The 16,140-nt window shown below is 61.7% G+C and carries 16 protein-coding genes; 14 read left to right on the forward strand and 2 right to left on the reverse strand.

Going from position 1 to position 16,140, the window contains the following annotated elements; translation table 11 throughout:
* The first annotated feature begins 306 nt into the window (after positions 1–306).
* The 14 genes from lepA (at position 307) to purT (ending at position 14,099) form a co-directional block, all read left to right on the forward strand.
* On the forward strand, positions 307–2,115 hold the full coding sequence (gene lepA / locus DFO48_RS07255; protein WP_114863117.1) for a translation elongation factor 4: 1,809 nt from the start codon (positions 307–309) through the stop codon (positions 2,113–2,115).
* Entirely contained in the window at positions 2,115–3,092 is a 978-nt protein-coding gene (gene lepB / locus DFO48_RS07260) for a signal peptidase I (RefSeq protein WP_003076646.1), read from the forward strand. The genes lepA and lepB overlap by 1 nt, the downstream gene beginning before the upstream one ends.
* Positions 3,093–3,164: 72 nt before the next feature.
* Positions 3,165–3,515, forward strand: a complete 351-nt coding sequence (locus DFO48_RS07265) for a DUF4845 domain-containing protein (protein ID WP_114862976.1) — start codon at positions 3,165–3,167, stop codon at positions 3,513–3,515.
* Positions 3,516–3,524: 9 nt separating this feature from the next.
* Positions 3,525–4,208: a ribonuclease III gene (rnc, locus tag DFO48_RS07270; protein WP_003057967.1), complete on the forward strand. Its 684-nt coding sequence runs from the start codon at positions 3,525–3,527 to the stop codon at positions 4,206–4,208.
* Positions 4,205–5,308, forward strand: coding sequence for a GTPase Era (gene era, locus DFO48_RS07275; RefSeq protein ID WP_003057966.1), 1,104 nt, complete (start codon positions 4,205–4,207; stop codon positions 5,306–5,308). The genes rnc and era overlap by 4 nt, the downstream gene beginning before the upstream one ends.
* A 145-nt stretch (positions 5,309–5,453) precedes the next feature.
* Positions 5,454–6,233, forward strand: a complete 780-nt coding sequence (recO, locus tag DFO48_RS07280; protein ID WP_114862977.1) for a DNA repair protein RecO — start codon at positions 5,454–5,456, stop codon at positions 6,231–6,233.
* Entirely contained in the window at positions 6,230–7,003 is a 774-nt protein-coding gene (locus tag DFO48_RS07285; protein ID WP_114862978.1) for a pyridoxine 5'-phosphate synthase, read from the forward strand. The genes recO and DFO48_RS07285 overlap by 4 nt, the downstream gene beginning before the upstream one ends.
* A 65-nt stretch (positions 7,004–7,068) precedes the next feature.
* Positions 7,069–7,464, forward strand: coding sequence for a holo-ACP synthase (gene acpS, locus DFO48_RS07290; protein WP_003076639.1), 396 nt, complete (start codon positions 7,069–7,071; stop codon positions 7,462–7,464).
* Positions 7,465–7,520: 56 nt separating this feature from the next.
* Entirely contained in the window at positions 7,521–8,612 is a 1,092-nt protein-coding gene (gene nagZ, locus DFO48_RS07295) for a beta-N-acetylhexosaminidase (protein ID WP_003076637.1), read from the forward strand.
* A 193-nt stretch (positions 8,613–8,805) separates the two neighbouring features.
* Positions 8,806–10,587 carry an ABC transporter ATP-binding protein/permease gene (locus tag DFO48_RS07300; RefSeq protein ID WP_114862979.1) on the forward strand — a complete coding sequence of 594 codons (1,782 nt, stop codon included), beginning with the start codon at positions 8,806–8,808 and terminating at the stop codon, positions 10,585–10,587.
* Positions 10,588–10,699: 112 nt separating this feature from the next.
* Positions 10,700–11,755, forward strand: coding sequence for a 6-phosphofructokinase (locus DFO48_RS07305; RefSeq protein WP_114862980.1), 1,056 nt, complete (start codon positions 10,700–10,702; stop codon positions 11,753–11,755).
* A gap of 54 nt (positions 11,756–11,809) precedes the next feature.
* Positions 11,810–12,280 (forward strand): hypothetical protein, encoded by a 471-nt coding sequence (locus DFO48_RS07310; RefSeq protein ID WP_003076632.1) that lies wholly within the window; start codon positions 11,810–11,812, stop codon positions 12,278–12,280.
* Between the two features lie 114 nt (positions 12,281–12,394).
* The gene (locus tag DFO48_RS07315) at positions 12,395–12,748 is read left to right on the forward strand and encodes a hypothetical protein (protein WP_114862981.1); all 354 of its coding nucleotides are present in this window, start codon (positions 12,395–12,397) and stop codon (positions 12,746–12,748) included.
* A 133-nt stretch (positions 12,749–12,881) separates the two neighbouring features.
* Positions 12,882–14,099: a formate-dependent phosphoribosylglycinamide formyltransferase gene (gene purT, locus DFO48_RS07320; RefSeq protein WP_114863118.1), complete on the forward strand. Its 1,218-nt coding sequence runs from the start codon at positions 12,882–12,884 to the stop codon at positions 14,097–14,099.
* Between the two features lie 73 nt (positions 14,100–14,172).
* Here the strand turns inward: purT and DFO48_RS07325 are convergent, their stop codons facing one another.
* Together DFO48_RS07325 and DFO48_RS07330 are read right to left on the reverse strand one after the other, a co-directional pair.
* A complete protein-coding gene (locus DFO48_RS07325; RefSeq protein WP_114862982.1) occupies positions 14,173–14,829 on the reverse strand; it encodes a mechanosensitive ion channel family protein in 657 nt (218 codons plus the stop codon).
* 145 nt (positions 14,830–14,974) lie between these two features.
* On the reverse strand, positions 14,975–16,033 hold the full coding sequence (locus DFO48_RS07330) for a diguanylate cyclase domain-containing protein (RefSeq protein WP_034348988.1): 1,059 nt from the start codon (positions 16,031–16,033) through the stop codon (positions 14,975–14,977).
* Between the last annotated feature and the right edge of the window lie 107 nt (positions 16,034–16,140).

Here is a 16,140-nt window from a genome sequence, read left to right on the forward strand (position 1 = left end):
CGCAAAAAATCACGCTGACAAGCGGTTTTCAAGCGGTGCAAAAGCCTTTGCAATCTCCGGCTGCTGATGGCTAAACGGTGTTTTCTGGTTTGTGGATAATTTGTTGATAAATGAATTCGAAGATCACAAACCGAAACTTGTCAAGCCTTGCTGGGTCTTGGCTTGCGGCCAGTTTTGCCTACAATAAAGTCCCAACTATCGCAGTTGCCAGAGATTGTTGGTTAAGGGCGCGCCGCTTGAGGGACGCGCCCTTTTTTCTTGCTGCTGCAGGCCACTTTTTTCAATTCCAAGCTGTCTTTCTCGTTGATGAATCACATCCGTAATTTCTCCATCATTGCGCACATTGACCATGGCAAGTCCACTCTGGCGGACCGCCTGATCCAGCGCTGCGGAGGCCTCGCCGACCGCGATATGGAAGCCCAGGTGCTGGACTCGATGGACATCGAGAAAGAGCGCGGCATCACCATCAAGGCCCAGACCGCGGCCCTGCAATACAAGGCCAAGGACGGCCAGGTCTACAACCTGAATCTGATCGACACCCCCGGCCACGTGGACTTCTCCTACGAAGTCTCGCGCTCGCTGTCGGCCTGCGAAGGCGGTCTGCTGGTGGTCGATGCCTCTCAGGGCGTGGAAGCCCAGACCGTGGCCAATTGCTACACCGCGCTGGACCTGGGCGTGGAGGTGTTCGCCGTCCTCAACAAGATGGACCTGCCTCAGGCCGACCCCGAGAATGCCAAGGCCGAGATCGAGGACGTGATCGGTATCGATGCCAGCGACGCCATTCCCTGTTCGGCCAAGACCGGCATGGGCATCGACGAGATTCTGGAAGCCATCGTGGCCAAGGTGCCGGCTCCCAAGGGCAATCCCGACGGACCGCTGCGTGCCATGATCGTGGACAGCTGGTTCGACCCCTATGTGGGCGTCGTGATGCTGGTGCGCGTGGTGGATGGCGAGCTCAAGAAGAATGAGCGCTTCAAGATGATGGCCAGCGGTGCTGCCTATGAAGCCAACAACATCGGTGTGTTCACCCCGGCCAACCAGCCGCGCGACGCGCTCAAGGCCGGTGAGGTGGGTTACATCATCGCCGGCATCAAGGAGCTGAAGGCCGCCAAGGTCGGTGACACCATCACGCTGGAAAAAAAGCTACCCAACAACCTGGGTCCTGCCGACAAGCCCCTGCCGGGCTTCAAGGAAGTCAAGCCCCAGGTTTTCGCGGGTCTGTACCCCACCGAAGCCTCTGAATACGACCAGTTGCGTGATGCGCTGGAAAAGCTGCAGCTCAACGATGCGGCGCTGCAGTTCGAACCCGAAGTCTCGCAGGCGCTGGGCTTTGGCTTCCGCTGCGGCTTCCTGGGCCTGCTGCACATGGAAATCGTGCAGGAGCGACTGGAGCGCGAATTCGACCAGGATCTGATCACCACGGCCCCCAGCGTGGTCTACCAGGTGATCAAGGGCGATGGCGAGCTGATCGACGTGGAAAACCCCTCCAAGATGCCCGATATCGGCCGCATCCAGGAGATTCGCGAGCCCATCGTGACCGTGCACCTCTACATGCCGCAAGACTATGTGGGCCCGGTGATGACGCTGGCCAACCAGAAGCGTGGCGTGCAGATGAATATGCAATACCACGGCCGTCAGGTCATGCTGACCTACGAGATGCCTCTGGGCGAAATCGTGCTGGACTTCTTCGACAAGCTCAAGAGCGTCTCGCGCGGCTATGCCTCCATGGACTATGAGTTCAAGGAATATCGCGCGTCCGACGTGGTGAAGGTCGATATCTTGCTCAACGGCGAGAAGGTCGATGCACTGTCCATCATCGTGCACCGCTCGCAGTCCGTGTATCGCGGCCGCGCCGTGGTTGCCAAGATGCGCGAGATCATCAGCCGCCAGATGTTCGATGTGGCCATCCAGGCAGCGATCGGCGCCAACATCATTGCGCGCGAAACCGTCAAGGCCATGCGCAAGAACGTGCTGGCCAAGTGCTATGGCGGCGACATCACGCGTAAGCGCAAGCTGCTCGAAAAGCAGAAGGCCGGCAAGAAGCGTATGAAGCAGATCGGTTCGGTAGAAGTGCCGCAGGAAGCCTTCCTGGCCATTCTGCAAGTGGAGGATTGATGCAAGTCATGCAGTGGATCACGGCCGCCATCCTAGCGGCCTTTGTAGGCTATATCGCGGCCTGGTACACCGGCTCCATCGAAGGCAACTTCGCGCTGCTGCTGTTTCTGGCAACCGTGGTGACCGGCGTGTACTGGCTGGCCGAGCGCTTTTACTTCTGGCCTCGACGCCGCGCGGCTGCGGCAGCGCTGGAGCAGGCAGCGGTCGAGCGCCGCGCCGAGCTGGACCGCATGGGTATTGCCAAGACCGACATCGAAGTCTCCGACGATGCCAAAGGCCGCATCCTCATGCAGCCCTGGTGGCTGGACTGGACCGCCGGTCTGTTCCCGGTGATCGCCATAGTCTTCGTGCTGCGCTCCTTCCTGTTCGAGCCGTTCAAGATTCCCTCGGGCTCCATGATTCCGACGCTGATGGTGGGTGACCTGATCCTGGTCAACAAATTCACCTACGGCATCCGCCTGCCCGTGATCAACAAGAAGATCACCGAAGGCAACAAGCCCCAGCGTGGCGATGTGATGGTGTTCCGCTACCCGCCCCAGCCCACGCTGGACTACATCAAGCGTGTGGTGGGCGTGCCCGGCGATGAAGTGGCCTATATCAACAAGCGTCTGAGCATCAACGGCAAGGAGTTGCCTACCCGCGAACTGCCGGACTTTCTGGACCGTGACGTGATGCGCTACTTCAAGCAGTTCGAGGAAACCCTGGGTGAGCAGCCGCACCGTGCCATCGTCAACAACGATGTGCCGGCCTTCATCCAGGGGGCGAGCAACTTCGAGTACAAGGAAAACTGCCGCTACAGCGTTGAAGGCGTGACCTGCAAGGTACCCGAAGGCTATTACTTCATGATGGGCGACAACCGCGACAACTCGCTGGACTCGCGCTACTGGGGCTTTGTGCCGGACCAGAACATCGTGGGCAAGGCCTTTTTTGTCTGGATGAACTTCGGTGATCTCAGCCGTATCGGCCGTTTCCACTGAGCACCGGCAATCGTTTCGTCATTTTTCTGGGATACACGGGCAGGAACATGCCCGGCTTGAGAGGGGAAAAGCATGAACAATCTGGCATTGCGCTCCAGGCAGCGTGGTCTGTCCTTCATCGGTCTGGTGTTTCTCGTGGCCATCATCGTGGCGGTTGCCGCAATTGGCGCACAATCGGTGCCCGTCTTCCTGGAGTACCAGGCCATCACCAAGGCGGCCAACAAGGCCGCCGCTGAAGGCAGTACCGTTGCCGAAGTCAAGGCCAGCTTCGATCGTTCGGCCTCCATTGATGATTTCAAGTCCATCTCTGGCAACGATCTGAACGTGACCAAGGTCAACGACAAGATCGTCGTGGGCTTCGAGTATTCCCGTGAGATTCATCTGGCAGGCCCTGCCTACCTTGTTTACCGTTTCAAGAAATAGACCTTTCAGGTGGAACCTGCTCTAGTCGCTCTGCAGCAAAGGCTGCAACATCAATTTGCCAACCCGGCGCTGCTGCAGCGTGCCATCACGCACCGCAGCTTTTCGGCCGACAACAACGAGCGACTGGAGTTTCTGGGCGACTCGGTGCTCAGTCTGGCCATCTCCAGCTTGCTCTATGCCAAGCTGGCCTCCATGCCCGAAGGCGATCTCTCGCGCGTTCGGGCCAATCTCGTCAAGGAAGGCACGCTGCACAAGATTGCGTTGAAGCTGCAGCTGCCTGACCTGCTGCGTCTGGGCGAGGGCGAGGCCAAGTCCGGTGGCAAGCAGCGCCCGTCCATCCTGGCCGATGCCGTGGAGGCGCTGATCGGCGCCGTCTACCTCGACGCCGGCTTTGCCGCAGGCGAGAAAGTCGTTCACCACCTCTTCGAGGGGGTGGACATCAACCCCCATATGCGTGCGGCCGACAAAGACCCCAAGACCGCACTGCAGGAATTGCTACAGGGCAAGCGCATGAAGCTGCCGCAATACCATGTGGTGGAAATCAGTGGCGCGGCGCACAAGCAGACCTTCAAGGTCGAGTGCACGATTGCCGAATGGAATATCAGCGCCCAGGGCTCGGGAGCATCCCGTCGCATGGGCGAGCAGGCAGCCGCCGCTGCCTTGCTGGAAAAAGTGAAAGCCAAAAATCCATGACCGATGCTGCTAAGAAAAAGATAGCGGGCACCGCAGGTGCAGAAAAAGCCAAGGGCCAAAAAGGCCCCAAGTCTGTGACTACCGATATCAGCGACCCCAGCCTGGACTACATCAGCGCCATGCTGGCCGCTGCCAAGCCCGGTAGCACGCCGACCGCCATCCGCGACCAGGAGGAAGAGGCTCCGGCTCGCGTCTACGCGCCCGAAGAGCAGCGCTGCGGTCTGATCGCCATCGTCGGCAAGCCAAATGTGGGCAAGTCCACCCTGATGAACGCGCTGGTGGGCCAGAAGATCTCCATCACCTCGCGCAAGGCCCAGACCACGCGTCACCGCATCACCGGCATCCGCACAAAGGACGAGACCCAGTTCGTCTTTGTGGATACCCCCGGTTTCCAGACCAAGCATTCCACTGCCCTGAACAAGTCGCTCAACAAGACCGTGATGGGCGCGATCGGCGATGTGGACCTGATCCTGTTCGTGGTGGAGGCGGGCAGCTTCACACTGGCCGATGCCAAGGTGCTGAGCCTGTTCAAGCCCGGCATTCCCACGCTCTTGATCGCCAACAAGCTCGACACCGTGGGTCGCCGCGCCGAGATCGCACCCTGGCTGCGCGATATGCAGGAGCGCCATCCTTTTGCCGAGTTCGTGCCCATGTCGGCCAAGAACAAAAAGGATATCGAGCGCATGTATGGCATCTGCGCCAAATACCTGCCGCAGCAGCCCTGGTTCTACGGTGAGGACGAACTGACCGACCGCAGCGAGAAGTTCCTGGCTTCCGAGACCCTGCGCGAGAAGCTGTTCCGCTTCACGGGCGACGAGTTGCCCTATACCTCCACCGTGGTCATCGACAAGTTCGAGGAGGAGCCCAGCCCCAAGTTCGGTCGCTTCATGCGCGTTGCAGCCACCATCGTGGTCGAGCGCGACGGCCATAAGGCCATGGTGATCGGCCAGGGCGGCGAGCGCCTCAAGCGCATCTCCACCGAAACCCGTCAGGAGCTGGAAAAGCTGCTCAACGCCAAGGTGTTCCTGGAAGTCTGGGTCAAGGTCAAGTCCGGCTGGGCTGATGACGAGGCCCGGGTCAAATCCTTCGGCTACGAGTAAAACTTTTTGACCCCCACGCTCGCTCACTGCGCGTGCCCGCTGCCCCCCGAGGGGGTCCTGACCCGGCTTAGGCCGGGTTTTGCCTTGGGGCGGCCCGGCGGCAAAACCGCCCCCTTCACATTTTTGTTGTGGTACGGAGCAAGTCATGGCTAGCGCCAAACGCGTCGGCGACGAACCCGCATATATCCTGCACCAGTACGACTGGAGTGAATCCAGCCTGATCCTGGAGGTGTTCACGCGCCATCGCGGGCGGGTGGCGCTCGCGGCCAAGGGCGTCAAGCGCCATACCTCCAACTTTCGCCCTGTGCTGCTGCCGCTGCAGCCGCTCAAGCTCAGCTACACGCTGGGAGCAGAGGGCAATGCTGAGATTCATAGCCTGAAGGGGGCGGAATGGGTGGGCGGCCATGTCATGCCCCAGGGCGATGCGCTGTGGTCGGGCATGTACCTGAACGAGCTGCTGCTGCGCCTGCTGGCGCGCGATGATCCTTATACGGCGCTGTTCGATATCTATGCCGGTGTGGTGCGCGTGCTGGCTGGCCAGCATGGCGGCACGACCGAGGCCATCGAGCCCGTGCTGCGCGCCTTCGAGCTGGTGCTGCTGCGCGAACTCGGTCATCTGCCCGATCTGAGGCAGGAAAGCGCCACGCTCAGCCAGGTCAACAGTGTTTTGCGCTACACGCTGGTGGCCGATGGGGGGTTGCGCCAGGCTTCGGGCTACGAGCGCGCGGCGCTGAGCGGCCTGCAGTGGCAGAGCATAGAGCTGGCGCTGCAGGCCGAGCAGCCGTTTCCGAGAACCCTGAATGCGCTGTCCGAGCCCGAAGTAGCCCAGGCCCTGAAGCCGCAATTGCGCCATCTTCTGCAATACCATTGCGGCTCAACCATGCTGCGCACCCGCCAGCTGATGATGGATCTGCAATCGCTATGAATACCTCTGCCTCCCCACGCACCGCGCTTTCGGTCAACGTCAACAAGGTGGCGCTGCTGCGCAATACCCGCCATCTGGGCATTCCATCGGTGACGCGTGCGGCGCAGATCTGCCTTGAAGCGGGAGCGCAGGGCATCACCATTCACCCGCGTCCTGATGAGCGCCACATCCGTGCGCAGGATGTGTTCGAGCTGCACGAGCTGCTCAAGAGCTGGCCTGGCGCCGAATTCAATATCGAAGGCAATCCCACGCAGAACCTGATGGATTTCATCCGCCAGACGCGTCCGCATCAGGCCACTTTCGTGCCCGACAGCGAAGACCAGTTCACCAGCGATCATGGCTGGAGCTTTCCTCAGGATGCCGAACGCCTCAAGCCCTTGATTGCCGAATGCAAGGCGCTGGGCGTGCGTGTGAGCCTGTTCATGGACCCTATCCCCGAGCAGATGGCGGCTGCCAAGGCGGTCGGCGCCGACCGCGTGGAGCTCTACACCGAGCCTTTTGCCGCCAACTGGGGCAAGTCCGAGCAGGAGCAGCAACTGCAAACCTATGCCAGGGCCGCGCAGGCCGCGCTGGATGCGGGCCTGGGCATCAATGCCGGCCATGACCTCAATCGCGACAATCTGGCCGCCTTCGTGGCCCGGGTGCCGGGTCTCGCCGAAGTCTCCATCGGCCATGCGCTGATCGCCGATGCGCTGGAGCTGGGCTATGCCGAGACCGTGAAGGCCTATCAGGCTTGCATCGATGCCGGTATGGCTGCCAAAAAATCCTGAAACCATAGCTGCTGGCGCTTGACTGGCAAGCGCCAGAGCCTGATTTGACTCAAAAGGAGCCCCGCATGATTTACGGCATCGGCACCGATATCTGCGATGTGCGCCGCATACGCGCAAGCCTGGAAAAGCATGGCGAGCGCTTTGCCCGCAAGGTTCTGGCCGATGGCGAACTGGCGACCTGGAAGGCGCGCAGCGAGCGCTGGCCCGAGCGCGGCATCCGTTATGTGGCCACGCGCTTTTCGGCCAAGGAGGCCTTCAGCAAGGCCGTGGGAATGGGCATGGTCATGCCCATGACCTGGCGCCATTGCGAAGTCATCAAGCTGCCCAGCGGCCAGCCTGCGATTCGCCTGCATGGCGAACTCAAGGAGTGGTTTGAGAAGAACAATCTGACGGCGCACCTGTCCGTCACCGATGAATCCGACTACGCAGCCAGCTTTTGTGTCGTCGAAAGAAAAGAGTGAAATTAGCCTCTGGTGCTTGATATATAGGCGCTGGCAGCTATAGAAATTATTAAATCATGAGCATGCATGCACCTTTGATCATTGATATTGCCGGCACATCGCTGACTGATGTGGACCGCGCGCGCCTTTCCCATCCGCTGGTGGGCGGCATCATTCTCTTCAAGCGCAACTGGGAGGACCGCAGCGCACTGGTCCAGCTGTGCGCCGATATCAAGGCCGTCAAGCCCGATCTGCTGATCAGCGTGGACCACGAGGGCGGCCGCGTGCAGCGCTTTCGCACCGACGGCTTCACGCATATTCCGCCGATGCGCGCCTTTGGCGAGATGTGGATGGATGACGGTAAGGGCAAAAAGCACCGCGAAGGCGGCGGTGCCATGCGGGCCATGAACGCCGCCACCGCCGCCGGTTATGTGCTGGGCACGGAGCTGCGTGCCTGCGGTGTGGATTTCAGCTTCACGCCCGTGCTGGATCTGGACTATGGCGAATCCTCGGTCATCGGTGACCGCAGCTTTCACCGCGACCCGCGCGTGGTGGCGGCCCTGGCCAAGAGCCTGATGCACGGCCTGTTGCAGGCCGGCATGGGCAACTGCGGCAAGCATTTCCCCGGTCACGGCTTTGTGAAGGCCGACTCGCACGTGGACATTCCCGTTGACAAGCGCAGCCTGACGGCCATTCTCGACGAAGACGCCGCACCGTATCCCTGGCTGTCCAGCGTGCTTACCGCCGTCATGCCCGCCCATGTGATCTATCCCAAGGTGGACAAGCGCCCGGCAGGCTTCAGCGAGAAGTGGCTCAAGGACATCCTGCGCGCCCGTTTGCGCTATGACGGAGCCATTTTCAGCGACGACCTCAGTATGGAGGGCGCGCGCCGCATCGACGGCGCACTCATCAGCTACACCGATGCCGCGTTGACGGCCCTGAATGCGGGCTGCGACATGGTGTTGCTGTGCAACCAGAGCCTGGGTCTGGGCGAGCATGTGGATGAGTTGCTGGACGGCATGGATGCCGCGCTGCGCGATGGCCGCTGGGTGCCCGATATCGACTCCGAATCGCGCCGTGTCTCGCTGCTGCCCGATACTGAACCCCAGGCCTGGGACGATCTGATGCGCCAGCCTGCCTATCTGCAGGCACTGGATCTGCTGCCCTAGCGCGGCACTGAGCCGACCCTGCCATCCGCTGCCTTTGACGCAAGGGCAGCGGTTTTTTTATGCCTTTCGAAGGCCGGGCAGGGCGGCTGCCAGCATTTAAGTCTGGCCTCAGTTAACCGGCTTAGGGTGAGTTCAGGAGCCTGGCAGCGGCATCGCCGCGGCGCCAGTTGTTCATGAATCACTGAAAGCCTGCATGAATTCCAAGAGCCAGGGACCTGAGTTCCGCAAACACCGGCTGGGCGTGCTGCGCCAGGCCTTTTCGCTGACCCGGCCCTATTTCCAGTCCGAAGATAAATGGCGAGCCCGGGGGCTGCTGGCCGCCATCGTGGGCCTTAATCTCGCCGCAGTGTTCATGCTGGTGCAGATCAATGAATGGAACCGGGTGTTCTATGACGCATTGCAGAACAAGCAGGCCGAGGTGTTCTGGCAGCAGCTCTGGCGCTTTCTCTGGCTGGCCCTGGTGTATATCGTCATTGCGGTCTACAAGTTCTATCTGACGCAGTTGCTGCAGCTCAACTGGCGGCGCTGGCTGACTGATCACATGTTGCAGCGCTGGCTATCGGCCAAGGCGTTCTACCGCCTGGAGTTGGGGCGCTATGGCGTGGACGGCAATGCCAAGGCGCCTGACAACCCGGACCAGCGGATTCAGGAGGACCTGAATCTCTTCACCACCTATACCGTGTCGCTGTCCATGGGGCTGCTGAATGCGGCCGTCACCTTTGTGAGCTTCGTCGGCATTCTGTGGGGCCTGAGTTCCGTCGTCGATATAGCTCTGCCGGCCTTGTTCGGCGGCGGGCAGCTGCAGGTTTCCGGCTTCATGGTCTGGATGGCGGTGCTGTATTGCCTGGTCGGCAGTGCGATCACCTTCTGGATCGGCAAACCCCAGGTCTGGCTCAACAGCCGCCAGCAGCAGCTGGAGGCCAATTTCCGCCATCACCTGATCCGCGTGCGCGAGCATGCCGAAGCCATTGCCCTGGACGGTGGCGAGCGCGTCGAGGGGGCGCAGATCGGCCTGCGTTTTGGCGATGCCCTGGGCAACTACCTGAACCTGATCAAGAAGCAAAAGAGCCTGGGCTGGTTTACCAATTTCTTCGGCCAGGCGGCCGTGGTCTTTCCCTTCATCATTGCCGCACCGCGTTTTTTCAGCGGTGCCATCCAGCTGGGTCAGCTCATGCAAATAGGCTCGGCCTTCAATCAGGTGCAGGACTCGCTGAGCTGGATCGTCAACAACTACTCCGATATCGCCGCCTGGCGGGCCACGACCTTGCGTCTGGCCGGTTTTGACGAGAGTTTGCGCGAGCAGGAGGAACATCCGGTCGGGGTGCAGCTTGCAGCGTCGACCCAGTTGCAGACCCGAAATCTCGATGTATCCCTGCCCGCAGGAAGCCCGATCGTGGCTGACGCCGAGCTTCAGATACGACCGGGCCAGAGGTTGCTGATCAGTGGGCCTTCGGGTAGTGGCAAGTCCACCTTGCTGCGGGCGTTTGCCGGCATCTGGCCCTATGCGCGAGGTCAGGTGGAGCGGCCTCTGGACGCAATGTTCATTCCTCAGCGCCCTTATTTTCCCGACGGCAGCCTGCGCGATGCCCTGGCCTATCCGGAGCCGGCGGCAAGCTACAGCGATGCCGAGCTCAAACAGGTCTTGCGCGAAGCGCAGCTGCCGCAGTTGCAGGAGCGGCTGGACAGCCAGGCGGCCTGGAACAGCAGCCTGTCGGGAGGCGAGCAGCAGCGGCTGTCCGTGGCGCGGGTCTTGCTCAAGCGTCCGGCCTGGGTGTTTGCGGACGAGGCCACGAGCGCGCTGGACAATGCCGCCGAAGCGCAGATCTACAGCCGGCTGGTGCAGCTGGTTCAGGGCCGAGGCGGGGCACTGGTTTCGGTCGCTCACCGCGACAGCGTGACGGAGTTCCACACGGCCTGCTGGCTGCTTTCGCCGCAGCAAGGGATCCGGGAGGCCGGCCCTTTAGGGCGCTGCTGAAGCAGGCAGGTTCGAGGACAAGCAGTCTCAACCGCAGTACAGGCCAGGGAGGCTTTGGCAGCGGCTTTCTCGTGGGATGATGTGCATTCGAGAATCTTTGGAGAGCGAGCCCATGCGCGTTGGTGTGCTGACCGGTGGCGGCGATTGCCCCGGCCTCAATGCGGTGATCCGTGCGGTCACCAAGTCCCTGATCAACCATGGCCAGTGCGAGGTACTGGGCATTGCCGACGGCTTTGAAGGGCTGATGGATGCAAGCCCGCGCGTCAGAGCGCTGAGCTGGGACGAAGTCAGCGGCATTTTGCATATCGGCGGCACCATCCTGGGCACCAGCAACAGCGCCAATCCATTGCGCGATGCGGCCACGCTGGCCCAGGTGGGGCGCAATGTCAAGGCGCTGGCACTGGATGTGGTGGTCGCCATCGGCGGTGACGGCACCATGAGTCTGGCCCATGGCCTGGCGCAGGTGGGACTGCAATGCGTAGGCGTGCCCAAGACCATCGATAACGACATTGCCAACTGCGAGCGCAGCTTCGGCTTCGATACGGCCGTGGCCACGGTGACCGAAAGCCTGCGCCGCATCGAGAGCACGGCCATGAGCCACCACCGGGTGATGATCGTGGAGACCATGGGCCGCCATGCGGGCTGGCTGGCGCTGGAGTCCGGCATCGCCGGTGCTGCCGACATCATTTTGTTGCCCGAGATCGATTACGACCTGCAGTCCATCATCAAGGTCTGTCAGGAGCGCGAGCGGCGTCAGCGCTACACCATCATCTGCATCGGCGAGGGGGCCAAGGAAAGCGGCCAGAGCCTGACGGTGCGCGAGCGGGTTGCGCACAGTCCCGACCCTGTGCGTCTTGGCGGCGTCGGCCATGTGCTGCGCGAGCGCCTGCAATCCCATCTCCAGAGCGAGGTGCGCACCACGGTCCTTGGGCATGTGCAGCGCGGCGGCGATCCGACGCCGTTTGACCGGGTACTGGCCACGCAGTTCGGCCACCACGCGGCGCAACTGGTGCTGGGCGGCCAGCTGGGCCATATGGTCACGCTGCAGAACGGCCGCATCGGCAGTGTGGCGATTGCCGATGTGGCCAATACCCAGCGCACGGTGCCGCTGGACAGCCCGCTGCTGACCATGGCGCGCGATATCGGAATTTGCTTTGGCGAGGCCTGAGCTGCGCTAAGGTGTGAGCCTGCGCGCACTTTCGGCGCGCCGGAGAAATTCAGCATGGACCGACATGAAGAAGCCGTGATGCAGCTGCTCACGGCCAACGGTGAGACTTTTGTGGCCCCCAAGTACGAGGTGGCCGATGGCTGGCAATGTCCGGCTTTCGTGGCATTGCGCCCGGCTCGTCGCCAGGTCTATGTGGTCGAGGTATCGGCTTCCGGCTATCCGCTGGCGCTGGTCAACCGTCTCAACGAGCGGATCGAGAAATGGTATGCCCCGCTGCTGTCGCAGCTGCACGGCCTGGGCATCACGCAGCCCGACTGGGAGATTGCCTGCCTGGTGTTTGTGCGCAGCGATCAGATCGACTGGCTCAAGGAGCGCGTCAAGGACTTGAGTGGCGTGCATGTGCTGGGCCTGGAGCAGGCCAGCAGCCCCTGGGTCTGGGACGATGCGGTCTGGACTTCCGAGATGCGATTCGACGCGGGAAGCATTCCGCAGCGTGGCGGCAAGGCTGTCGGCCTGACGCATTGATGCTCACCGGAAATTTCCATGAAATCGGCCTCAATCCTTTGCCTTAAAGCGATAGATGCTATCGATTTGATAGAGATGCGGGCCCATGAACACCACTCACTTGCAGGTAGGCAGATGACTCTTTTCCGAATGCTGATCGCGGCGGCTTTGACCGCCTGCGCCGCTTTTGCCCAGGCTGCTGACTGGCAGATTTGCGATCTCAAGGTGCAGGTGCGAGAAAAGCAAAGCGGTGGCCGCGCGCTGCAGACCCGCGTGCTCGAAGCCAAGGCCAGCGGTGATGCCGAATGTCCGCAGCCAGGCACGGCGCTGAGCTTCAGGCCCGAAACGGCGGACTATCAAAGCGAGCTGCCGCGCAAGCAGTGGCCCAGTCCCGGTGCTGCCGTGACGGTACGCTACCGCTATCTGGACGGGCAATGCAAGAATCGCGGCGCCTGCCGCATCGAGCATTACTCGCCGATGCCGCACTGAATCTCCGATCAGCCGCGCCATGCGCTTCATTGGTCGGCGCTGAAAGCGACCGAATTGCCAAGCAGCAGCCAAGAGAGGCTTGCCTGCTCGCCTATGATCGGGGGCTCGGCCCCCTTATATGCAGGATGCAACCATGACCACCCTAGGAACCCCTCTCTCCCCCAATGCCACCAAAGTCATGCTGCTGGGCAGCGGCGAGCTGGGCAAGGAAGTGCTGATTGCCCTGCAGCGCCTGGGCGTGGAAACCATTGCCGTGGACCGCTATGAAAATGCGCCTGGCCAGCAGGTGGCCCACCATGCGCGCACCATCACCATGAGCGATCCAGCCCAGCTCAAGGCGCTGATCGAAGAGGTCAAGCCCGATCTGGTCGTGCCCGAGATTGAAGCCATTGCCACGCCCATGCTGGAAGAGCTGGAGGCCGCAGGCGTCATCACCTGCATTCCCACGGCCCGCGCCGCACGTCTGACCATGGACCGTGAAGGTATTCGCCGTCTGGCCGCTGAAACCCTGGGTTTGCCCACCAGCCCCTACCGTTTCTGCGATTCTCTGGCCGAGTTGCAAGCCGCGATCGACGGCAGCGACGGCCAGCCCGCCATCGGCTACCCCTGCGTGGTCAAGCCCGTGATGAGCAGCTCGGGCAAGGGCCAGAGCAAGATTGACGGCCCTGCCGATGTGGCCAAGGCCTGGGATTACGCCATGGCCGGCGGTCGTGTTGCCAAGGGCCGCGTGATCGTCGAAGGCTTTATCGACTTCGACTACGAAATCACCCAACTGACCGTGCGCGCCAAGGGTGCGGATGGCCGGATCGAAACCCATTTTTGCGACCCCGTGGGCCATATCCAGCAGGCCGGCGACTATGTGGAAAGCTGGCAGCCTCACCCCATGCATCCTGCCGCGCTCGAGAAATCGCGCCAGATTGCCAAGGCGGTCACCGACGACCTGGGCGGCCTGGGCCTGTTCGGCGTGGAACTGTTTGTCAAGGGTGAGCAGGTCTGGTTCAGCGAAGTCTCGCCGCGTCCTCATGACACGGGTCTGGTGACGCTGTGCACGCAGTGGCAAAGCGAGTTCGAGTTGCATGCCCGCGCGATTCTGGGTCTGCCTGTGGATGCCAGCCTGCGCAACCCCGGTGCCAGTGCCGTGATTTACGGCGGTCAGGATGCCGAAGGTCTGGTGTTTGATGGCGTGGAGCAAGCCCTGGCTGTGCCCGGTACCGATCTGCGCCTCTTCGGCAAGCCCGAGAGTTTCGTCAAGCGTCGCATGGGCGTGGCCCTGGCGCGCGCTGGCGATGTGGAGCAGGCCCGCGTGAATGCCAAGCTGGCCGCCAGCAAGGTCAAGCCGCGCCTGCCTTGAGGTGACCCGTCAGGGAATCAAAAAAGGGCTTCTCAGGAAGCCCTTTTGCATGGAGGCCGGGTATCGGCCGGTCTCAGCCCGAGGCAGCGGCGCTGCCGCCAGGAGTGGTGATGGCCACGGCGCAAGCTTCCTCCTGGCTGGTGGCTGGAGTGTTTTCCGTCACCACCGGCATGCCGCCTTTCCAGCGGCGAATGACGCGCTGGAAGATCAGCGAGTTGGGAATCTGCAGCAGATTGGGCATGCCCGCCGGTGCGCTGTCATCCTGCAAGGTGATGTAGAGCATATTGAGGTCGATCACGCGGCCCTTGGCTCCAGGCTTCTCGGCAGTGTCGAGCACCTCGATATAGTCGCCCAGCCTGAATGGGCCGACGGTGACGATCAATAACGCACAGAACAGGTTGGAGAGAACGCTCCAGGCTGCGAAGAAGGCAACGGCGCCCACGGTGGCAAAGCCGGTGAAGGCCGTCCAGAGCACGGTGGCCGACATGCCCATGCGCTCGAGAATCGCCAGCACGGCGGCGGCGATGATGATCCAGCGAAACACGCCGCGCAGCGGCATGAGCAGCTCATGAGGCAGGTCGTAGGCCTTGCCTGCGCGCGAGATGATGCGCTTGATGAGCCAGTTGATCAGCCAGGCCACCAGGATGATGAGAAAGATCTGAATCCCGGGAATCAGGATTTCAAGCCAGTCCTGCATCCAATCGGGCAGGTGCATTTGAAGACGACGCATAACCAGTCACTCGAGAAAAACGGCAGAGGTCAGACCCGAGGGGTCTGACAGGACAATGCGTCAATCCTAGCGTCTCTTGAGAGCAGAGCTGACAAGTGCCGACCTTGCAGGCCGGCCAAGAGCCGCAATGCGGCCAGGTGGACTGCTAGATCTGCCTTTGCTCTATGGTGTCCATCTGCATCTCGAAGCTGAAGAAGCGGTTGCGCCCTTGCGTCTTGGCGGCGTACAGGGCTTCGTCGGCTCGCATCAGCATGGATTCGGCGCTGGTGTGCTCGTCGGGAATGCAGGTGGTGATGCCGCCGGAGAGGGTCAGCGGAATATCCTCGGCGGTTCCTGGTGGGCGAATCTTGAGGAACTTGAGCATCTGGCCGAGAGCACGGGCGAATGTCATCGAGCCGGAACGCGGGGTGTTGGGCAGGATCAGGGCAAATTCTTCACCGCCATAACGTGCGGCGATGTCGCGCGGGCGCACACAGACTTCGCGCAGCAGGCGCCCGACCTGCTTGAGGCATTCGTCCCCCTGGACATGCCCATAGGTATCGTTGAAGTGCTTGAAGTGATCGAGGTCGCAAAGCATCAGCGTCAGCGGCCTGCTCTCGCGTCTTGCCGCCGCAATTTCGGCATGCAGCATGCGGTCCAGCCCTCGGCGATTGACCAGACCCGTAAGCGCATCGAGCTCCACCATTTCATTGAGCTTTTGATTCGCCAGATGCAGCTCTGCAGAGACCGTGACCAGGCGGCGGCGCATGTCCAGCAGGCGGCGCATGGCGCGCAGCTTGGCGACCAGCACAATGGGTTTGACGGGTTTGACCAGGTAGTCGTCGCCCCCCGCCTCAATACCGCGCCAGACGTCCAGATCGTTGTCCAGGCCGGAGAGAAAGATGATGGGTGTCCACTCGCCGGGCTCGGCCTCGCGCAGCTGACGCGCGACCCAATAGCCGTCCTCGCCGGGGAGGCGGATGTCCAGCAGCACCAGATCGGGTCTTTCGCTGCGAAACAGTGCCAGCGCGGAGCGGCCGTTTTCGGCTTCCAGCACGTGCGTCACACCGGCCTGGCGCAGTTCGGTCACCAGGGCAGCGCGCATGACGGCCTGATCCTCGACAACCAGCACGGAGAACGGCGTCGCGGAATCAGGCGACGAGAACCGTGCCCCGCTTGATTCGATGGCAGACAAAGCTGATGCAGAAGATGGCAGAGCTGTCATGGGAGGAAGATCAGGGTCGGACGCATCTGTAGTTCAGGCATGTGCCGGGAAATATATTGTTACTTTATACGCCGGTTTCAAGCAACAGGCTTTGCGAATGGTCACGG

The sequence above is a fragment of the Comamonas sp. AG1104 genome, from assembly GCF_003350425.1.
Classification (GTDB): Bacteria; Pseudomonadota; Gammaproteobacteria; order Burkholderiales; family Burkholderiaceae_C; genus Comamonas; species Comamonas testosteroni.

Excerpts from the sequence above, each read along its gene's own strand:
- DFO48_RS07330 (WP_034348988.1), bottom strand. The coding sequence starts at position 16,033 with ATGACAGCTCTGCCATCTTCTGCATCAGCTTTGTCTGCCATCGAATCA.
- nagZ (WP_003076637.1), top strand. The coding sequence starts at position 7,521 with ATGAGCATGCATGCACCTTTGATCATTGATATTGCCGGCACATCGCTG.
- DFO48_RS07325 (WP_114862982.1), bottom strand. The coding sequence starts at position 14,829 with ATGCGTCGTCTTCAAATGCACCTGCCCGATTGGATGCAGGACTGGCTT.
- recO (WP_114862977.1), top strand. The coding sequence starts at position 5,454 with ATGGCTAGCGCCAAACGCGTCGGCGACGAACCCGCATATATCCTGCAC.
- era (WP_003057966.1), top strand. The coding sequence starts at position 4,205 with ATGACCGATGCTGCTAAGAAAAAGATAGCGGGCACCGCAGGTGCAGAA.
- DFO48_RS07305 (WP_114862980.1), top strand. The coding sequence starts at position 10,700 with ATGCGCGTTGGTGTGCTGACCGGTGGCGGCGATTGCCCCGGCCTCAAT.
- DFO48_RS07310 (WP_003076632.1), top strand. The coding sequence starts at position 11,810 with ATGGACCGACATGAAGAAGCCGTGATGCAGCTGCTCACGGCCAACGGT.
- lepB (WP_003076646.1), top strand. The coding sequence starts at position 2,115 with ATGCAAGTCATGCAGTGGATCACGGCCGCCATCCTAGCGGCCTTTGTA.
- lepA (WP_114863117.1), top strand. The coding sequence starts at position 307 with ATGAATCACATCCGTAATTTCTCCATCATTGCGCACATTGACCATGGC.
- purT (WP_114863118.1), top strand. The coding sequence starts at position 12,882 with ATGACCACCCTAGGAACCCCTCTCTCCCCCAATGCCACCAAAGTCATG.
- DFO48_RS07265 (WP_114862976.1), top strand. The coding sequence starts at position 3,165 with ATGAACAATCTGGCATTGCGCTCCAGGCAGCGTGGTCTGTCCTTCATC.
- DFO48_RS07300 (WP_114862979.1), top strand. The coding sequence starts at position 8,806 with ATGAATTCCAAGAGCCAGGGACCTGAGTTCCGCAAACACCGGCTGGGC.
- DFO48_RS07285 (WP_114862978.1), top strand. The coding sequence starts at position 6,230 with ATGAATACCTCTGCCTCCCCACGCACCGCGCTTTCGGTCAACGTCAAC.
- acpS (WP_003076639.1), top strand. The coding sequence starts at position 7,069 with ATGATTTACGGCATCGGCACCGATATCTGCGATGTGCGCCGCATACGC.
- DFO48_RS07315 (WP_114862981.1), top strand. The coding sequence starts at position 12,395 with ATGACTCTTTTCCGAATGCTGATCGCGGCGGCTTTGACCGCCTGCGCC.